Raw genomic sequence first — 16,495 nt, forward strand, 5'->3', positions numbered from 1 at the left:
CGCGGTGAACAAGCACCCGCCCTGTGGTTTGGCGTGGTATCGCTTTTTCCCGAGATGTTCGATGCACTCACCGGCCAAGGGGTCGTGGGCCGGGCTGTCGAGCGGCGCCAGATCGAACTCAGGTTCTGGAACCCGCGCGACTACGCCACCGACAAACATCGCAGCGTGGACGACCGGCCTTACGGCGGCGGCCCCGGGATGCTGATGAAAGTCGATACGCTACGCGCGTCGATCGCCGATGCAAAAGCTCAAGGGCTTGCATCGACGGGGCAAACGCCGAAGGTGATCTATCTTTCGCCTCAGGGGCGCAAGCTCGATCAGCCAGGCGTCGAGGCGCTGGCGCAAAGCGGCCCGCTGGTCGTGGTGGCCGGGCGCTACGAAGGTATCGACGAGCGGGTGGTGGAAAGTGACATCGACGAAGAGTGGTCGATCGGCGACTATGTACTGAGCGGCGGTGAGCTGCCGGCCATGGTACTGATCGACGCAGCGGCAAGGCTGATTCCCGGCGTGCTCGGGCATCAGGACTCCGCCATCGAGGACTCGTTCAACGACGGTCTGTTGGACTGCCCGCACTACACCCGTCCGGAAGTGATCGACGGGAAGCGGGTGCCGGATGTGCTGCTAAGCGGCCATCACGGCGCTATCAAGCGCTGGCGGTTGAAGCAGTCGCTTGGGCGCACCTGGCAGCGCCGGCCCGATTTATTGGCCGGACGTACCTTGAGCGCCGAGCAGCAACGTCTGCTTGACGAGTTCATCGAAGAAAACGCCCTGCCCCACGGGTAGGCCAGGGCGGCGGTGCAGGGCGTAACGCACCTGCGTCACCCATAACGACTCCCGCGTAGCTCGTTTCGAGCGCCGGGATCACGGTTTGCCCCTTCCACAACTGCGTGGCAAGCCATTACGTTATTCAGGAGTAAGACATGAGCAGCAAGAACAAGGTGATCCAGGCGATCGAAAATGAGCAGATGGGCAAGGAAATTCCGGGCTTTGCACCGGGCGACACCATCGTCGTTCAGGTCAAGGTCAAGGAAGGCACCCGCGAGCGTCTGCAGGCCTTCGAAGGTGTGGTCATCGGCAAGCGTAACCGTGGCCTGAACTCCGCGTTCACCGTGCGTAAAATCTCTCACGGTGTTGGCGTCGAGCGTACCTTCCAGACCTACAGCCCGCTGGTCGATTCCATCGAAGTCAAGCGTCGCGGTGACGTTCGTCAGGCCAAACTCTACTACCTGCGTGAGCGCAGCGGTAAGTCGGCCCGTATCAAGGAAAAGCTGGCGTAATCGCGGCTTTTTCACGGGCACGTCTGCGCCCGGATACACCCCGTCTCCGCTTTGCGGGGCGGGGTTTTTTATTGGTCGCGCGCCGGGAGCCTGCCCTTGAACGACATCGATGTCTTTTTGGATGCCCTGTGGCTCGAGCAGGGCGCAAGCGAGCATACGCTGTCGGCCTACCGGCGCGATCTGATCGCCTGGCAGGCGTATCTTGCGCGCTTCGACGAGACCCTGCTGGCGCCAGGCCCGGCGCGCTTTGCCGTCTGGATCGAGCAGCGCCAGCAAGCGGGCTATCAGCTTCGAAGCAACGCACGGCTCTTGTCGTCGCTTCGAAGCTTCTACCGTTGGGCGCAGCTTGGTGGCCACATTGACCACGACCCGCTAGTGGAGGTGGTGCTGCCCCGGGTGCGCCCGAGCCTGCCTAATACGCTCGAAGAGGAGGAGGTCGACCGGCTGCTGCTCGCGCCGGACACCGCCACCGCGCTCGGGCTTCGCGACCGCGCCATGCTCGAGCTTTTGTACGCCTGCGGGCTGCGCGTCTCGGAGCTCGTCGGGCTTTCCAGTGACGCGGTGAACCTGCGCCAGGGTGTGGTGCGGGTGCGCGGCAAGGGCGATAAGGACCGGCTGGTGCCGATGGGCGACGAGGCGGTTGGGTGGCTCGAGGAGTATCTGGCGCGGGGCCGGCCCGCGCTGATGGCGGACGTAACCCGCCCGGCGCTTTTTCCCGGGCGCGGTGGTAACGCCATGACGCGACAAACCTTCTGGCATCGGATTAAAATTCACGCCGTCACGGCCAATATCACCCGATCTTTATCGCCGCATACGCTGCGCCACGCGTTTGCGACGCATTTATTGAATCATGGGGCCAATTTGCGGGTCGTACAGCTGCTTCTTGGGCATAGCGACCTGTCCACGACGCAAATTTACACGCACGTTGCCCAGGCGCGCCTGGAGCAGCTGCACGCCGATCATCATCCACGAGGTTGAATACCATGCGTCAACGCACGACGTTATTATCACGCGCCGAGGCGCGCTCACGGCTTGCCCCGTTCTTGCTAGCGGGCGCGGCGCTGTTGCCCGCCGCAGCCCAGGCCGACGCCGAGCGCCTGGCCGAGTCGCTCGAGGTCAACGGCCAGCCGATGCCCGTCGAAGAAGTACTCGAAACGCCCATGGCGGGTATCTATCACGTGCGGCTGGAAAACGGTGAGTCCTTCTACGCCAACGAAGACGGTAGCTACTTTCTGGTGGGCGATCTCTATCAGAACACCGAGCAGGGCCTGGTGAATCTGACCGAGCAGGCTAAAAACCAGCAGCGCATGGCCGCACTCGACGCGATGCCGGCGTCCGAGCGCTTCGTTTACCGCGGCGTGGACGAGCCCCGCGCGACCGTGGTGGTCTTCACCGACCCGACCTGCCCCTACTGCGAGCGCCTGCACGAAAGCGTGCCGGAGCTCAACGAGCGCGGCATCGCGGTACACTATCTGGCCTTTCCGCGGGCGGGTATGGACAGCGACGCTGCCAGAACGCTGGAGCGCGCCTGGTGCTCGGATAATCGCAGCGAGGCGATGACCCGCGCCCAGAGCCGTGAAAGCGTGAGCGGCGAGATCTGCGACAATCCGGTGGCGGATCAGTACCAGCTCGGCATGGAGCTCGGCGTCACCGGCACGCCGGCGATTATTTTGCCCGATGGGCAACTGGTGCCGGGATTTGTTCCGCCGGATCGGCTGGTCGGCATGTTAGGCTTGGACGACTGACGTAAAAGATTAAAATGCCGCCACGGGTGGCGCACGCCAAACTCAACTATCAAGACGCCGCACCTTGGGTGCGAAGCTAGAGGGGATGTATTTTGAAACCGGTAAGAGTAGGCATTTGTGGTTTGGGAACCGTCGGTGGCGGCACGTTCAACGTATTGATGCGCAACGCGGACGATATCGCTCGTCGCGCCGGCCGCCCGATCGTGATCGAGCAGGTCGCCCATCGCAGCATTCATCCCGACTGCGACATTACCGGCATTGACGCCACCACCGACGTGTTCGAAGTGGCGACCAACCCCAACGTCGACGTGCTCGTCGAGCTGGTCGGCGGCTACGACGTCGCCCGCGAATTAGTGCTCACCGCCATCGAAAACGGCAAGCACGTGGTCACCGCCAACAAGGCGCTGATCGCCGTGCACGGCAACGAAATTTTCCGCGCCGCCCATGAAAAAGGCGTTATCGTGGCCTTCGAAGCGGCGGTGGCCGGCGGTATCCCGGTCATCAAGTCGCTGCGCGAGGGCCTAGGCGCCAACCGTATCGACTGGGTGGCGGGCATCATCAACGGCACCGGCAACTACATTCTGACCCACATGCGCGACGAAGGCCGGGCGTTCGAGGATGTGCTCGCCGAAGCCCAGGCGCTGGGTTACGCCGAAGCCGACCCGACGTTTGATGTGGAAGGCATCGACGCCGCTCACAAGCTGACCATTCTGGCGTCCATTGCCTTCGGCGTGCCGCTGCAGTTCGAGAAAGCCTTCACCGAGGGCATCGCGCGCATCACCGCCGAAGATGTCGAGCAGGCGGACAACCTGGGCTACATCATCAAGCACTTAGGGATCTGCAAGCGCACCGAAAAAGGCCTTGAGCTTCGCGTTCACCCGACGCTGATTCCCAAGGAGCGCCTGCTCGCCAACGTGCACGGCGTCAAGAATGCCATCGCCGTAATGGGCGATGCGGTCGGCCCGACGCTCTACTACGGCGCCGGCGCCGGCGCCGAGCCGACCGCCTCGGCGGTGGTCGCAGATATCCTCGATGTCGCCCGCGACATCACCACCGACCACCACTACCGCGTCCCATATCTTGCCTTCAGCGGCATCGAAGACGATATCAACGATCTGCCCATCATGCCGATGGAGGAGATCACCACGGCCTACTACCTGCGCCTTCTGGCGGTGGACCGCCCCGGTGTACTGGCACGGGTCGCCACCATTCTGGCCGAGCAGGGCATCTCCATCGAAGCGCTGATCCAGAAAGAGGCGACGGAAGGCGAACTCGTCCCGATCATCCTGCTGACCCACCGCACCAAGGAGAAGCAGATGAACGAGGCAATTCGCGAAATCGAAGCGATGGCCGATATCGCAGGCCCGGTCACGCGTATCCGCGTCGAGAGCCTGGACGAAGGGGAGTAACCCGACATGCGCTATATCAGCACGCGGGGCCAAGCCCCCGCGCTCTCGTTCGAGGAAGTGGTGCTGACCGGCATGGCCAGCGACGGCGGGCTCTACGTGCCGGAAACGCTGCCCACGTTTTCGCATGAGGAGTTTGAGGCGATGGCCGGGCTCTCTTATGCCGAGATCGCCTTTCGCGTCATGAAGCCGTTTGTGGGCGGTGAGATCGATGATGACACCTTCAAACGTCTGGTGGAGGAGGCCTACGCCACCTTCAGCCACGACGCGGTGGTGCCGCTCAAGCAGCTCGACGCCAACCACTTTCTGCTCGAGCAGTTCCACGGACCGACGCTCGCCTTCAAGGACGTCGCGCTGCAGCTGTTGGGTCGTCTGCTCGATCACTTTTTGAAAAAGCGTGGCGAGCGCGCGGTAATCATGGGCGCGACCTCCGGCGACACCGGTTCAGCGGCCATCGAAGGGTGTCGCCACTGCGACAACCTGGATATCTTCATCCTGCACCCGCACCAGCGCGTCTCGGAAGTGCAGCGCCGCCAGATGACCTCGGTGTTGGCCGACAACGTCTTCAATATCGCCATCGAAGGCAATTTCGACGACGCCCAAGCGATGGTCAAGGCGAGCTTCGCCGATCAGCACTTTTTGCAGGGCACCCGGCTGGTCGCGGTCAACTCGATCAACTGGGCGCGCATCATGGCCCAGATCGTCTACTACGTGGCCGCCGGCGTTGCGCTCGGCGCGCCGCATCGCGAGGTGAGCTTCTGCGTGCCCTCGGCGAACTTTGGCAACGTTTACGCCGGCTACACGGCGTTCAAGATGGGCCTGCCGGTGAAGCAGTTCATCATCGCCACCAACGCCAACGACATCCTGCACCGCACGCTGGCCGCCAACGACTTCTCCAAAAAGGAGCTCGAAGCGACGCTCGCGCCGTCGATGGATATCGTCGTCTCGTCGAACTTCGAGCGGCTGTTGTTCGACGCCTACGAGCGCGACGGCAAGGCGGTCGCGGCACTGCTCGAGCACTTCCAGCAGGAGCCAACGGCGCTCGCCGAGGCCCCGCTTGCGCGGCTGCGTGAGAAGTTCGCCAGCCACAGCGTGGACGATGCGACCATTCTGGAAGTGATCCGCGAGGCGCATCACCGCACCGGCGAAATGCTCGACCCGCACACCGCGACCGGCTACCGCGCCGCCGAGCGCGCCCGTATTGATCAAACCACGCCGGTGGTGACGCTGGCCACCGCCCACCCGGCCAAGTTTGCCGACGCCGTGGTCAAGGCGGGCTTTCAGGGCGTGCCGCTGCCCACCCACATGGACGATCTGCTCGAGCGCGAAGAGCGCTACGCGGTGCTGCCGGCCGAGCTCGAAAGCGTGCAGCAGTTCGTGGTCGATCACCGCCGTAAGCACTGATGACCGACTTGAGCGCTCCCACCGCGACGCTTGCGCAAAACGCCAGCCGGCCCCGTCTGACGCCTCGTCCAGTGGACGAGGCGGTATACGATCGCGCGCAAAAAGAGGGCCTTTCCGAGCTGCAGTCCAGGCTTCTGGCCTCGCGCCTGCCGGGCTATACCGAGCCGCTCACGCCGCTGGTTGCGCCAAGCCTTCGCTACCTGGCACACCCGGAGAAACTGGCCGATGGGCGGCGCGGCGCCGAGCGTATCGCCAAAGCCGTTGCCGAAGGCGAGTCGATCGGCATTCTGACCGACTACGACGTGGATGGCATTACCTCTCACGTGGTGATTCGGCGCACGCTGGTGGAGCTTTTCGGCGTACCGGAAAAGCGGCTTCACAGCCTGATTGGTCACCGCATCAACGACGGCTACGGCATCAGCCTGCCGCTGGTCGAGCGCACGCTGGCGCTTTCACCGCGCCCGAGCGTGGTGATCACCGCCGACTGCGGAAGTAGTGATGAGCCGCGTATAGCGCGCTTGAAGGAGGTGGGCATCGATGTCGTGGTGAGCGATCACCACGCGCTGCCCCAAGCCGGGCCGCCGGCATCGGCCTACGCCTGTATCAACCCGACGCGCGAAGACTGTGACTACCCGGACAAGACCATCGCTGGCTGCATGGTGGCGTGGCTTATGATGTCGCTGACCCGGGGCGTGCTCATCGAGTGGGGCGTTTTGAATGAGGCCACGCCAAAGCTCTCGCCCTGGCTCTCGTTTGTTGCGCTGGGAACCGTTGCCGACTGCGTCTCGCTCGGAGCAAGCCCTGCCAACCGCGCGGTGGTGAGCTACGGACTAACCCTTATCAACCGGATGGACGCTGCCTGCTGGCGGGCCATGGCGGCGCGGCTCGGGGCGGACAGCGTGCCGTTCAACGCCGAGACGCTGGCCTTTCAGATAGGCCCGCGCATCAACGCCCGCTCGCGCCTCGACGACCCCTACGCCGCGCTTCACTACATGTTGGCCGAAAGCGACGCGGTAGCCAATCGCCAGCTCGAGGTGCTGGATCAGGATAACCAGTCGCGCAAGGCGATCGAAGCGGACATGGCCGAAGAGGCCAAGCGCTTGGCACTACCGGCGATCGAAGCCGGGGAGCCCGCCGTAGTGGTGTTTCTCGAAGACGGCCACGCTGGCGTTCAGGGCATCGTCGCCTCCCGCCTGGTGCAGGCGTACGGGCGCCCAGCGGTGGTGCTGACCAAAGCCGCCGCGCCTAACATGCTCACCGGCTCCGGGCGCTCCATCGACGGGCTTCACCTGCGTGACGCCCTGCAGCGCACCTTCGAGCTTGCCCCCGAAGCGCTGCCGCGCTTTGGCGGGCACTGCGGCGCGGCGGGTGTGGGGCTTGCGTTGGAGCAGCGCGAGGCGTTCAAGGCGGCGTTTCTGCAGGCCGTGACCGAGCAGCTCGGAAGCGAGCCGCGCACGCCGCAGCTTTACACCGACGGCACGCTCGACGCTGGCCAGCTCTCCCTGGCCACGCTTGGCGAAATCGACGCGCTGGGCCCGTTCGGCCGCGAGTTCGAGGCGCCGCTGTTTCAGGGCGACTTCATCGTCGAGTCGCTGCGCCCGGTGGGCGGCGACGGCGTGCACCTGATGCTGGAGCTCTCCAGCGGCCCTGTGACCTGCAAGGCGATCTGGTTTCGCGCGCTCACCCCCGGGGAGCTGCCCGCCTTCGGCGTCGGCGACACGCTGACCTGCGCGTTCAAACTCAACCGTAACCGCTGGCGCGGGCGCGAGTCGCTGCAGCTGATGGTCGAGCACGCCGAGATCGTCTAAGCCTCTGGCGGTATCCATCAAGCAATGAAAGGGACGCACTGATGCGCGTGGAAGACCTGCCCCAGGACCCGCACACGTTGGTCGAAGACGCCATCGCGATGCTATTGGGCACGCTGTTCGTGGCGCTGGGGGTGACGTTTTATACCCATGCGGTACTGCTCACCGGCAGCACTGCGGGGCTGGCGCTGCTGCTGAACTACATGACCGGCTGGGGCTTCGGCGCCTGGTTTTTCGCCATCAACCTGCCGTTTTACTACCTGGCGATCAAGCGCATGGGCTGGAGTTTTACCCTGCGTACTTTCATCGCCATTGGTCTGGTGTCGCTTTTCTCCGAGCTGACCGGGGGCTGGGTGGTTTTCGAGAGCGTGCCCACGCTTTACGCCGCGCTCATGGGCGGGGCGCTGATGGGCATCGGCATGCTAATGCTCTTTCGCCACCGCACGAGCCTGGGCGGTATCAACATCCTCGCGCTTTACCTGCAGCAGCGCCACGGTTTTCGGGCGGGCTACGTCCAGCTGGGCATCGACGGTGTGATTCTGCTCGTCGCGCTCACCCAGCTACCGCTGGATCGCGTGGCCTACTCGGTGCTTGGCGCGCTGACGCTCAATCTCATCATCGCGCTCAACCACAAGCCCGGGCGCTATATCGGGGTGAGCTAGACCGCGCCTGCCTCTCGTGCCGGCGGGCCAAAACTTTAGCCCCACAAGCGGCGATTTCCCCCAGTCCTTTCAACGCTGCGCTGTGTTTTCATGGCGGCACTAAAGCCGTGCCCGCGAGTTTGAGAAAAGCCGTTTAACGCGTATTAAAACGCTCGTACGACTAATGGATAGCCCTGAAAACAAATAAAACGAGCGTTTGCCTCTTGAACCCGCGCCCGCATTGGGCGAAAACTAATCACTGGGACAAAATAATAAGGTGGGCGAGTCGTAGTGCCTGCCGGATCATTCGAAAACGAGGCTCACTATGCATAACAACGTCAAAAAACTCGCGCTGGTGTCCGCCGTTGCGGCGGCGGCCTTCGCAAGCCAGGCCAACGCCGGCGGCTATCAAATCAACGAGCAGAGCGTCAGCGGCCAGGGCTACGGCCACGCCGGGCGCAGCTCTAACGTCAACGATGCCACCATCGTTTACGGCAACCCGGCGGGCATGTCGTTTCTTGACCGCGCGCAGATCACCGCCGGTGGCACCTACCTGAACCCGAAAACCGACATCAGCAACGTTCAGGCCAGCCGCACGCTGGACTCGGGCCTGGCGACCGGCGGCGCGCCTAACGGCGTTCAGGTGCCGGTGGGGGGAATTCCCGGTACCAACGAAGGCGACATGGTGCCCGGCACGCTGGTGCCGTTCGCGTTCTACGCACACCCGGTCAACGAGCGGCTGGCGTTCGGCTTCGGCGTCTACGCCCCGTTTGGCTCCAAGACCGAGTACGAAGGCTCCTTTCAGGGCCGATACTTCGGCGACTACACCGAAGTGGTCGTGCAGTCGGCGCAGCCAACGGTCTCCTACCGCTTCAACGACCAGTGGTCGGTGGGCGCGGGCGTCACCTATAACAAGGTCGACGGCGAGCTCAGGCGCCAGCTGCCTTCCGGCACGGCATTCAGCGCCGCCACCGATATCGACTCCCGCGTCGAAGGCGACGACGAGGCCTGGGGTTACAACCTCGGCGTGATCTACCAGCCGGTACCGGAGACCACCTTTGGTCTGACCTACCGCTCCAAGGTCGACTACACCCTGGAAGGCGATTTCTCCGCGACCGACCCGCTGGGCAACGTGGTGCGTGCCGACGACAACGCCTCGCTCGATTTGACCACGCCGGAGACGGTCAACTTCTCGCTGACCCAGCAGATGAGCGATCGGTTGAAGCTGATGTTCGGCGCCTCTTGGGTGCGCTGGAGCCAGTTCGATGAAATTCGCGTCACCGGCACCGGCGGCGGTGTGATCACTCAGGAGCAGCAGGACTACTCCAACTCTTGGGCCTTCGCCACCGGTGGTGAGTACCAGCTCACGCCCGAGCTTGCGCTGCGCGCCGGGGTAACGCTCGACTTCACGCCGACCAACGACGAGTTCAGAAGCGTACGTATTCCATCTGACGACCGGCGCATCTTCTCCCTCGGCGCGGGCTGGACGCCGATTCCCGATTTGACGCTGGACGTGGCCTACTCGTACCTGACCGAGCGCGGCACTTCTGTCGAGCAGTCGCGTCAGGATCTGCTGGCAAGCCCGGCGACGGGCGGTGTTCCGGTGGGCGGGGCGACCTACTCGGCGGACTACAAAAACGAAGCGCACGGCTTTGGCGCGCAGCTGACCTACCGCTTCTAAGCGCGGTTCATACCCGTCTACCAAAAACCCGGCTCCGGCCGGGTTTTTGCGTGTCCGGGCAGGGCGGTGGATGCACCCACCCCCCGCTTTCGTTACACTAGGCGCCCATTAATGCACCGGTTTCGTTTATCGGGGCCGCGGCCTGACGCTGCCCGTTGCTCAACGAGCGCCCCGACCGACGACCTCCCCATTTGAGTGCCCCCGCGGTACTGATCAGATCAAGGCGCGATCCATGTTGGAAACCAACCCGATTCACACCCAAATCAAGGACCTGTCTGAGCGGACAGACGTTCTTAGGGGGTATCTTTGACTATGCCGAGAAGAAGGATCGGCTAGAAGAGGTTACCCGCGAACTCGAAGACCCGAACGTCTGGAGCGACCCGGAGTACGCTCAGAAGCTCGGCAAGGAGCGAGCCTCGCTCGAGACCATCGTCGCCACCATCGACGAGCTGGATCAGGGGCTTGGCGATAGCCGGGATCTTCTGGAACTGGCCGAGATGGAAGAGGACGAGAGCACCGTCGAAGAGGTCAAGCGCGAGCTCGACACCATGCAGGCATCGCTCGAGCGGCTCGAGTTTCGCCGCATGTTTGCCGGCGAGATGGACGAAAACAACGCCTACCTCGATATTCAGTCCGGCTCCGGTGGCACCGAAGCCCAGGACTGGGCGAACATTTTGCTGCGTATGTACCTGCGCTGGGCCGAGCACCACGGCTTCAAGGCCGAGATCATCGAAGCCTCCGCCGGCGAAGTGGCGGGCATCAAGTCGGCCTCGGTGCATATCCAGGGCGATCATGCCTTTGGCTGGCTGCGCACCGAGACCGGCGTTCACCGGCTGGTGCGCAAAAGCCCGTTCGATTCCGGCGGTCGCCGCCACACCTCGTTTGCCTCGGTGTTTTTATCGCCGGAAGTCGACGACAGCTTCGAAGTCGAGATCAACCCGTCGGATCTGCGCGTGGACACCTATCGCTCCAGCGGCGCCGGCGGTCAGCACGTCAACACCACGGATTCGGCGGTGCGGATCACCCACGAGCCCACGGGTATCGTCGTGGCCTGCCAGAACCAGCGCAGCCAGCACGCCAACCGGGACTTCGCCATGAAGCAGCTCAAGGCGAAGCTCTGGGAGCACGAGATGCAAAAGCGCAACGCCGCCAAGCAGGAAGCCGAGGACTCCAAGGCCGACATCGGCTGGGGCAGCCAGATCCGCTCCTACGTGCTCGACGACCAGCGCATCAAGGATCTGCGCACCGGCGTGCAGTCCAGTAACTGCGACAAGGTGCTCGACGGCGATCTGGATCAATTTATCATCGCAAGCCTCAAGCAGGGTTTGTAATCTTTTTTGGGTTCGATCATTCAAGGGTGTCTGATGGCCAACCAGGACGCGTCTTCTGCGGAAAACGAAAATCATCTGATCATGGAGCGCCGCGGCAAGCTCGCCGCGCGCCGTGAAAGCGCCGCCGCCACTGGCAAGAGCGCTTTTCCCAACGACTTTCGCCGGGATAGCCTGACCGTCGAGCTGCAAACGCAGTTCGGTGACAAGGACAAGGCGGAGCTCGAGGCGCTGGACCACCAGGCGGCGGTGGCCGGGCGCATCATGCGAAAGCGTGGCCCCTTCATCGTCATCCAGGACGTGGCCGGTCAAATCCAGCTCTACGTGGATAAAAAGGGCCTGCCTGCCGAGCTTTTGGAGGACATCAAGAGCTGGGACATCGGCGATATCGTCGCCGCGCGCGGCCCGGTGCATAAATCCGGCAAGGGCGATCTCTACGTAATGATGGTCGAAGCCGAGCTTCTGACCAAGAGCCTGCGCCCGCTGCCGGACAAGTTTCACGGCCTGACCGACCAGGAAGCGCGCTATCGCCAGCGCTACGTCGACCTGATCATGAACCCGGAGTCGCGTAAAGCGTTCGAGACCCGCGCCGCGGTGATCAGCGCCATGCGCCGCTTTTTCGAGGACAAGGGCTTCATGGAGGTGGAAACCCCCATGCTACAGCCGATCCCCGGCGGGGCCACGGCGCGTCCGTTCATCACCCACCACAACGCGCTGGGCATGGACATGTACCTGCGTATCGCCCCGGAGCTTTATTTAAAGCGGCTGGTAGTGGGTGGCTTCGAGAAGGTCTTCGAGATCAACCGCAATTTCCGCAACGAAGGCCTCTCGACCCGGCACAACCCCGAGTTCACCATGGTCGAGTTCTACTGGGCTTACGCCGATTACAATGACCTGATGGACATGACCGAGGCGATGCTGCGCGCCACCGCCCAGCAGGTGCTTGGCACCACCACAGTGAGCTATCAGGGCAACGAGTACGATTTCGGCGCCCCGTTTCGCCGCCTGACGCTCAAGGACTCGATCCTCGAGTACGGCGAAGGCATCACTGCCTCCGAGATTGAGTCGCTTGAAAGCGCCGTGAAGGTTGCCGAGCGCGTCGGCGTGAAGGTGAAGCCGAGCTGGGGGCTGGGCAAGGTCCAGACCGAAATCTTCGAGGAGGTGGCCGAACACCGCCTCGATCAGCCTACCTTCATTACCCAGTACCCGGCGGAGGTCAGCCCGCTGGCCCGGCGAAGCGACGCCGATCCTTTCGTCACCGATCGCTTCGAGTTCTTCGTCGGCGGGCGCGAGATCGCCAACGGCTTCTCCGAGCTCAACGATGCCGAGGATCAGGCCGAGCGCTTTCGCGAGCAGGCCGCCGAGAAGGACGCCGGTGATCTCGAGGCGATGTACTATGACGCCGATTACGTGCGGGCGCTGGAGTACGGCATGCCGCCCACGGCGGGCGAGGGCATCGGGATCGACCGGCTGGTAATGCTGTTTACCGACAGCCCTTCGATTCGCGACGTGCTGCTGTTCCCGGCGATGCGTCCGGAAGTCGAGTAACGGCTGGCGGAGTAAAAGTTGGTAAGGGCGCGTTTTAGCGCCCATAATGGTCAACGTTTCGACGGCGAGGAGAATCCCATGAAACTGCTTAACCGCTCCGCTCTGAGCGTCAGGCCGACCCAGACCTTCGTGGACTGGATCAACGCGCTGGAACCCACCATGGGAGACGACGACCTGACACTGGACGACGTCGAACGTGAAAGTACCATTTACCTGATCCCCGAGATGGACACTCCCGAGGCGCTCGAAACCTTCGTGCGCGAGCGCAGCGTGGAAATTCTCGAAACCGAGCTGCGCGCCTGGGAAGAGGACGAGCGCCAGTGGCCCGAGACGCTGGACTGGTCGCTGTTTCAGTCGTTTCTGCACGTCGAGCACAGCTATCTGGCGATTGATCTGGACGATGAAACGGCGCTGGAAATTTCCGATGTCGACGACGCGCTGCTGCTCGACAACGACCCGGCCTGACGCTTGCTTAAGGCGTACGTTGTTTGAAACCGGCTTCGGCCGGTTTTGCCGTTAAAGCGCTTTAAAAAAAGCCCTGTAAAAAAGCGCTCTATAAAAGCCCTGCAAAAAAAGCTCTGCACGAAGTCCTGCTCAGAGATTGCTTTACTCAAACGCAGGCCTGCCTCAAGGAAGCCTTGCTCCATGCGACTGTTCGAAACCCGCCCCGGTGACGACGGCCTGCCCGGTCGTGAACGGGCGCTGGCGCTGTTGGCGCTGATGACCGGCACCACCATGGCGGTGATGGATACCACCATGGTCAACCTGGCGCTGCCCACCATCGCCCAGGATTTGGGCGCCTCCGCTTCGCGCTCGGTGTGGATTACCAATATCTTTCAGGTGGTGTGCGCGGCGTTTTTGCTGGTGTTTGCCGGGCTCAGTGAGTTGATCACCCGGCGCCGGCTCTACCTGCTGGGCTTGGCCATCTTCGTGGGCGCATCCATCGGGGCGGCGCTTTCCCAAAACCTCGAGACGCTGCTGGTGTTTCGGGCGCTTCAGGGCCTGGGTGCGGCGGCCACGCTCTCCATCGGGCCGTCGGTTTATCGGATGATTTTTCCGACCCGGCTTTTGGGCAGTGCGCTGGGCCTGAGCGCGCTGATCGTCGCTGCCGGCTACTCCGCCGGGCCCACGGTGAGCGGGGCGATTCTCTCTTTTGCCGACTGGCCCTGGCTTTTTGCGCTCAACGTGCCGCTCGGGCTCTGCTCGCTTTACTTCGCCGCCACGGCTTTGCCGCGCGAGACGCCGCGTTCGGGCGCCTTCGATGTGGCGGGGGCGCTTTGCTCGATCGTGATGCTGGCGAGCTTCTTTCTCTCGATGGACGCGCTGGGTCACGCCGAGCCTTTGGCGGCGCTCGCCTGGGTCGCACTCTGTCTGGTCGCCGCGACGCTGTTCATTCGCCGCCAGCGCCGGGCCCGCTATCCGCTGTTACCGCTGACGCTCTTTAGCGAGATGCGCTTCACCCTGGCGATCTGCACCTCGGGGCTTGCGTTCATCGGCCACGGGCTGACGTTCGTCGCGCTGTCGCTTTTTTATCAGAATCAGATGGGCTTCTCGCCGCTCGAAACTGCCTGGCTTTTTACCCCGTGGCCGCTTGCCATCATGGTGGTGGGGCCGCTGGCCGGGCGCCTTGCCGACAAGGTCAACCCGAGCATTCTGTCGAGCGTGGGCCTTGGCTTTCTGGTGGTCGGGCTGATGGCGCTGGCGCTGGTGGACGAGACCACCGGTGCGGCGGGCAGTCTCTGGCGCACGGCGCTTTGCGGAATCGGCTTCGGGCTTTTCCAGCCGCCCAACAACCGCGAAATGATGGCGAGCCTGCCGCCCGAGCGCAGCGCCAACGTCTCCGGCATGATGAGCACAGTGCGCACCGTCGGCCAATCCTTCGGCGTGGCGGTGGTGGGCGCGGCGCTGGCGCTGGGGTTTTCGGTGCAGGTCACGCTTTGGTTTGGCGCTTTCACGACGCTTTTGGCGCTGGCGGCGAGCCTTTCCCGGGTGTCGCTTGCCGGGCGCGCACTCGTTGAACGGCGGGCATCGTCGAGGCCCCGGTAAGGGCGTACAATAAAGCCGTCCACACACCGAGGAGGCCTGTCATGACGTTGCAGACACAGATCGAGCAGAAGTTAACGGCGCTTTCGCCGGACGTGCTGCGCGTAGAGAACGAAAGTCACATGCACAACGTGCCGGCCAATTCCGAAACCCACTTCAAGGTGACGCTGGTCTCTGACAGCTTCGAGGCGATGATGCCGGTCAAGCGTCATCAGCAGATCTATGCGCTGCTCGCCGACGAGCTCGGGGGGCCGGTCCACGCCCTGGCGCTTCACTTGTACACCCCCGCCGAGTGGGAGGCGCGCGGCGGCGAGCGGCCCAACTCCCCTGATTGCCTTGGCGGTCAGCGCGGCGGGGCCAAGTGACCCCGGAAGCCAGCCGACGCCACTACCTGGACGCCATGGGCATCACCGCCTGGGCGTGCCGGTATCAGCTGCCCAACGCGTTGGCGACCGAGGCCTGCGAGTGGGAGGCGCCAGAGAAAGCCGAGCCGCGTCAGGCGCTGCACGCCCTGCTCGACGAGCCCGCCGCGCCGCCGCCTGCGCCCAAAGCGGTCGAGACACCGACACCGGCCGAGCACTCGGCGCCGAAATCCGCCCGAGCGCTGTTGGGCGATATCGCCCCGGTAGAGCGCACCGCCCCGGAGCCTGCGCCTGCGAAAGAAGCGGCTTCGAGCGTGCCTTCCGAGCGCGCCGAGCCGGTCGAGTTCACTCTGACCTGCGCCTGTATCGACGGGCGCTGGCTCAGCGTGCACGCCGGCGAACTGGCCCCCGCCGAGCGGCGCCTGCTCGCCAACATGCTCATCGCCGCCGGCGCTTCTGCCGACACTGCGCCCACGTTCACCGCTTTCAAATGGCCGCCGATGGCCGGTGCCTTCGCCTCAGACGACCCGCTTACCGAGGCCCAGGAAGGCGTGGCGGCGTTCATCGCCGGCGCCGCGCGTCGCCAGGGCTGGCAGCTCGAGAGGCTGCTTTACTGGGCAAACGCACCGAAAGAGAACGAAGGCGAGGATACGCTCGCTCGGGTACTAGCTGTCGAGGACGGTCATAGCCGCACCCTCATGCTTCCCGTATGGCGAGCCCCGGCGCTGGGCTCGATGCTCGATGCGCCCGCCAAGCGCGCGCTCTGGCCCAAACTTTTGCAACTCGCTCACGGCGATCCGGCGTGATACGAACGCTTTCGACGCTCGAACTTGCGGCGCTGCTTGCGCTAGAGGCGGATGCGCAAAGCGGGGCGAGCGCGGCGTCGCTTGCGCGCGCATTAGAGGATGAGGCGATAATCGTGCTGGGCGCGTGGCGAGACAAAGCGCTGGTCGGCTACGCGCTGCTCGCAAGGCTGCCGTTCGAGGCGGAGCTGCAGGCGATCGGCGTGGCGAAAGGGCAGCGCGGCCAGGGCCTCGGCGGCGCGCTGTTACAGGCCGTGCTTTTGCAGGCCCGCGAGTGGCAAAGTGAGCGTGTGCTCCTGGAGGTGCGCGCATCCAATCAGTCAGCGATCAAACTTTACGAGGCGGCGGGGTTTTGCATCGACGGCCGGCGGCGAAACTACTATCCGGCCAGGAGCCTGACGGCGAGCGGGAGAGAGGACGCGCTGCTGATGTCGCGCGCGTCCTAACGGTTG

16 protein-coding genes are annotated in these 16,495 nt (G+C 63.8%); all 16 read left to right on the forward strand.

Annotated features, from left to right (window positions below; translation table 11 throughout):
• Positions 1–21: 21 nt before the first annotated feature.
• A complete protein-coding gene (gene trmD, locus MQW23_RS17295; protein ID WP_252109588.1) occupies positions 22–783 on the forward strand; it encodes a tRNA (guanosine(37)-N1)-methyltransferase TrmD in 762 nt (253 codons plus the stop codon).
• A gap of 137 nt (positions 784–920) precedes the next feature.
• Positions 921–1,277, forward strand: coding sequence for a 50S ribosomal protein L19 (rplS, locus tag MQW23_RS17300; RefSeq protein WP_252109467.1), 357 nt, complete (start codon positions 921–923; stop codon positions 1,275–1,277).
• Between the two features lie 96 nt (positions 1,278–1,373).
• Positions 1,374–2,255, forward strand: coding sequence for a site-specific tyrosine recombinase XerD (xerD, locus tag MQW23_RS17305; RefSeq protein ID WP_252109468.1), 882 nt, complete (start codon positions 1,374–1,376; stop codon positions 2,253–2,255).
• A gap of 5 nt (positions 2,256–2,260) precedes the next feature.
• Entirely contained in the window at positions 2,261–3,022 is a 762-nt protein-coding gene (locus MQW23_RS17310; protein WP_252109469.1) for a DsbC family protein, read from the forward strand.
• 92 nt (positions 3,023–3,114) lie between these two features.
• Positions 3,115–4,431 (forward strand): homoserine dehydrogenase, encoded by a 1,317-nt coding sequence (locus MQW23_RS17315; RefSeq protein ID WP_252109470.1) that lies wholly within the window; start codon positions 3,115–3,117, stop codon positions 4,429–4,431.
• A 6-nt stretch (positions 4,432–4,437) separates the two neighbouring features.
• The gene (gene thrC, locus MQW23_RS17320; protein WP_252109471.1) at positions 4,438–5,832 is read left to right on the forward strand and encodes a threonine synthase; all 1,395 of its coding nucleotides are present in this window, start codon (positions 4,438–4,440) and stop codon (positions 5,830–5,832) included.
• Positions 5,832–7,640, forward strand: a complete 1,809-nt coding sequence (locus MQW23_RS17325) for a single-stranded-DNA-specific exonuclease RecJ (protein WP_252109472.1) — start codon at positions 5,832–5,834, stop codon at positions 7,638–7,640. The genes thrC and MQW23_RS17325 overlap by 1 nt, the downstream gene beginning before the upstream one ends.
• Positions 7,641–7,681: 41 nt before the next feature.
• Complete coding sequence (locus MQW23_RS17330; RefSeq protein WP_252109473.1) at positions 7,682–8,299, forward strand: YitT family protein; 618 nt, start codon at positions 7,682–7,684, stop codon at positions 8,297–8,299.
• Positions 8,300–8,603: 304 nt separating this feature from the next.
• On the forward strand, positions 8,604–9,959 hold the full coding sequence (locus tag MQW23_RS17335; RefSeq protein WP_252109474.1) for an OmpP1/FadL family transporter: 1,356 nt from the start codon (positions 8,604–8,606) through the stop codon (positions 9,957–9,959).
• A gap of 232 nt (positions 9,960–10,191) precedes the next feature.
• Positions 10,192–11,290 (forward strand): peptide chain release factor 2 gene (gene prfB, locus MQW23_RS17340; protein ID WP_335342358.1). Its coding sequence is split into 2 segments (ribosomal slippage): positions 10,192–10,266 and positions 10,268–11,290, totalling 1,098 coding nucleotides; the frame shifts between segments, so codons are not numbered across the junction.
• A 33-nt stretch (positions 11,291–11,323) separates the two neighbouring features.
• A complete protein-coding gene (lysS, locus tag MQW23_RS17345; protein ID WP_252109475.1) occupies positions 11,324–12,835 on the forward strand; it encodes a lysine--tRNA ligase in 1,512 nt (503 codons plus the stop codon).
• 78 nt (positions 12,836–12,913) lie between these two features.
• Positions 12,914–13,300, forward strand: coding sequence for a hypothetical protein (locus MQW23_RS17350; protein WP_252109476.1), 387 nt, complete (start codon positions 12,914–12,916; stop codon positions 13,298–13,300).
• Between the two features lie 180 nt (positions 13,301–13,480).
• Positions 13,481–14,881: an MFS transporter gene (locus MQW23_RS17355; protein WP_252109477.1), complete on the forward strand. Its 1,401-nt coding sequence runs from the start codon at positions 13,481–13,483 to the stop codon at positions 14,879–14,881.
• Positions 14,882–14,922: 41 nt separating this feature from the next.
• Positions 14,923–15,243, forward strand: coding sequence for a BolA family protein (locus MQW23_RS17360; protein WP_252109478.1), 321 nt, complete (start codon positions 14,923–14,925; stop codon positions 15,241–15,243).
• Positions 15,240–16,046 carry a hypothetical protein gene (locus tag MQW23_RS17365; protein ID WP_252109479.1) on the forward strand — a complete coding sequence of 269 codons (807 nt, stop codon included), beginning with the start codon at positions 15,240–15,242 and terminating at the stop codon, positions 16,044–16,046. Before MQW23_RS17360 ends, MQW23_RS17365 begins: the two co-directional genes overlap by 4 nt.
• Positions 16,043–16,489 carry a ribosomal protein S18-alanine N-acetyltransferase gene (gene rimI / locus MQW23_RS17370; protein WP_252109480.1) on the forward strand — a complete coding sequence of 149 codons (447 nt, stop codon included), beginning with the start codon at positions 16,043–16,045 and terminating at the stop codon, positions 16,487–16,489. The genes MQW23_RS17365 and rimI overlap by 4 nt, the downstream gene beginning before the upstream one ends.
• Positions 16,490–16,495: the final 6 nt, after the last annotated feature.

The sequence above is a fragment of the Halomonas sp. S3-1-1 genome (genome assembly GCF_023757625.1).
Classification (GTDB): domain Bacteria; phylum Pseudomonadota; class Gammaproteobacteria; order Pseudomonadales; family Halomonadaceae; genus Vreelandella.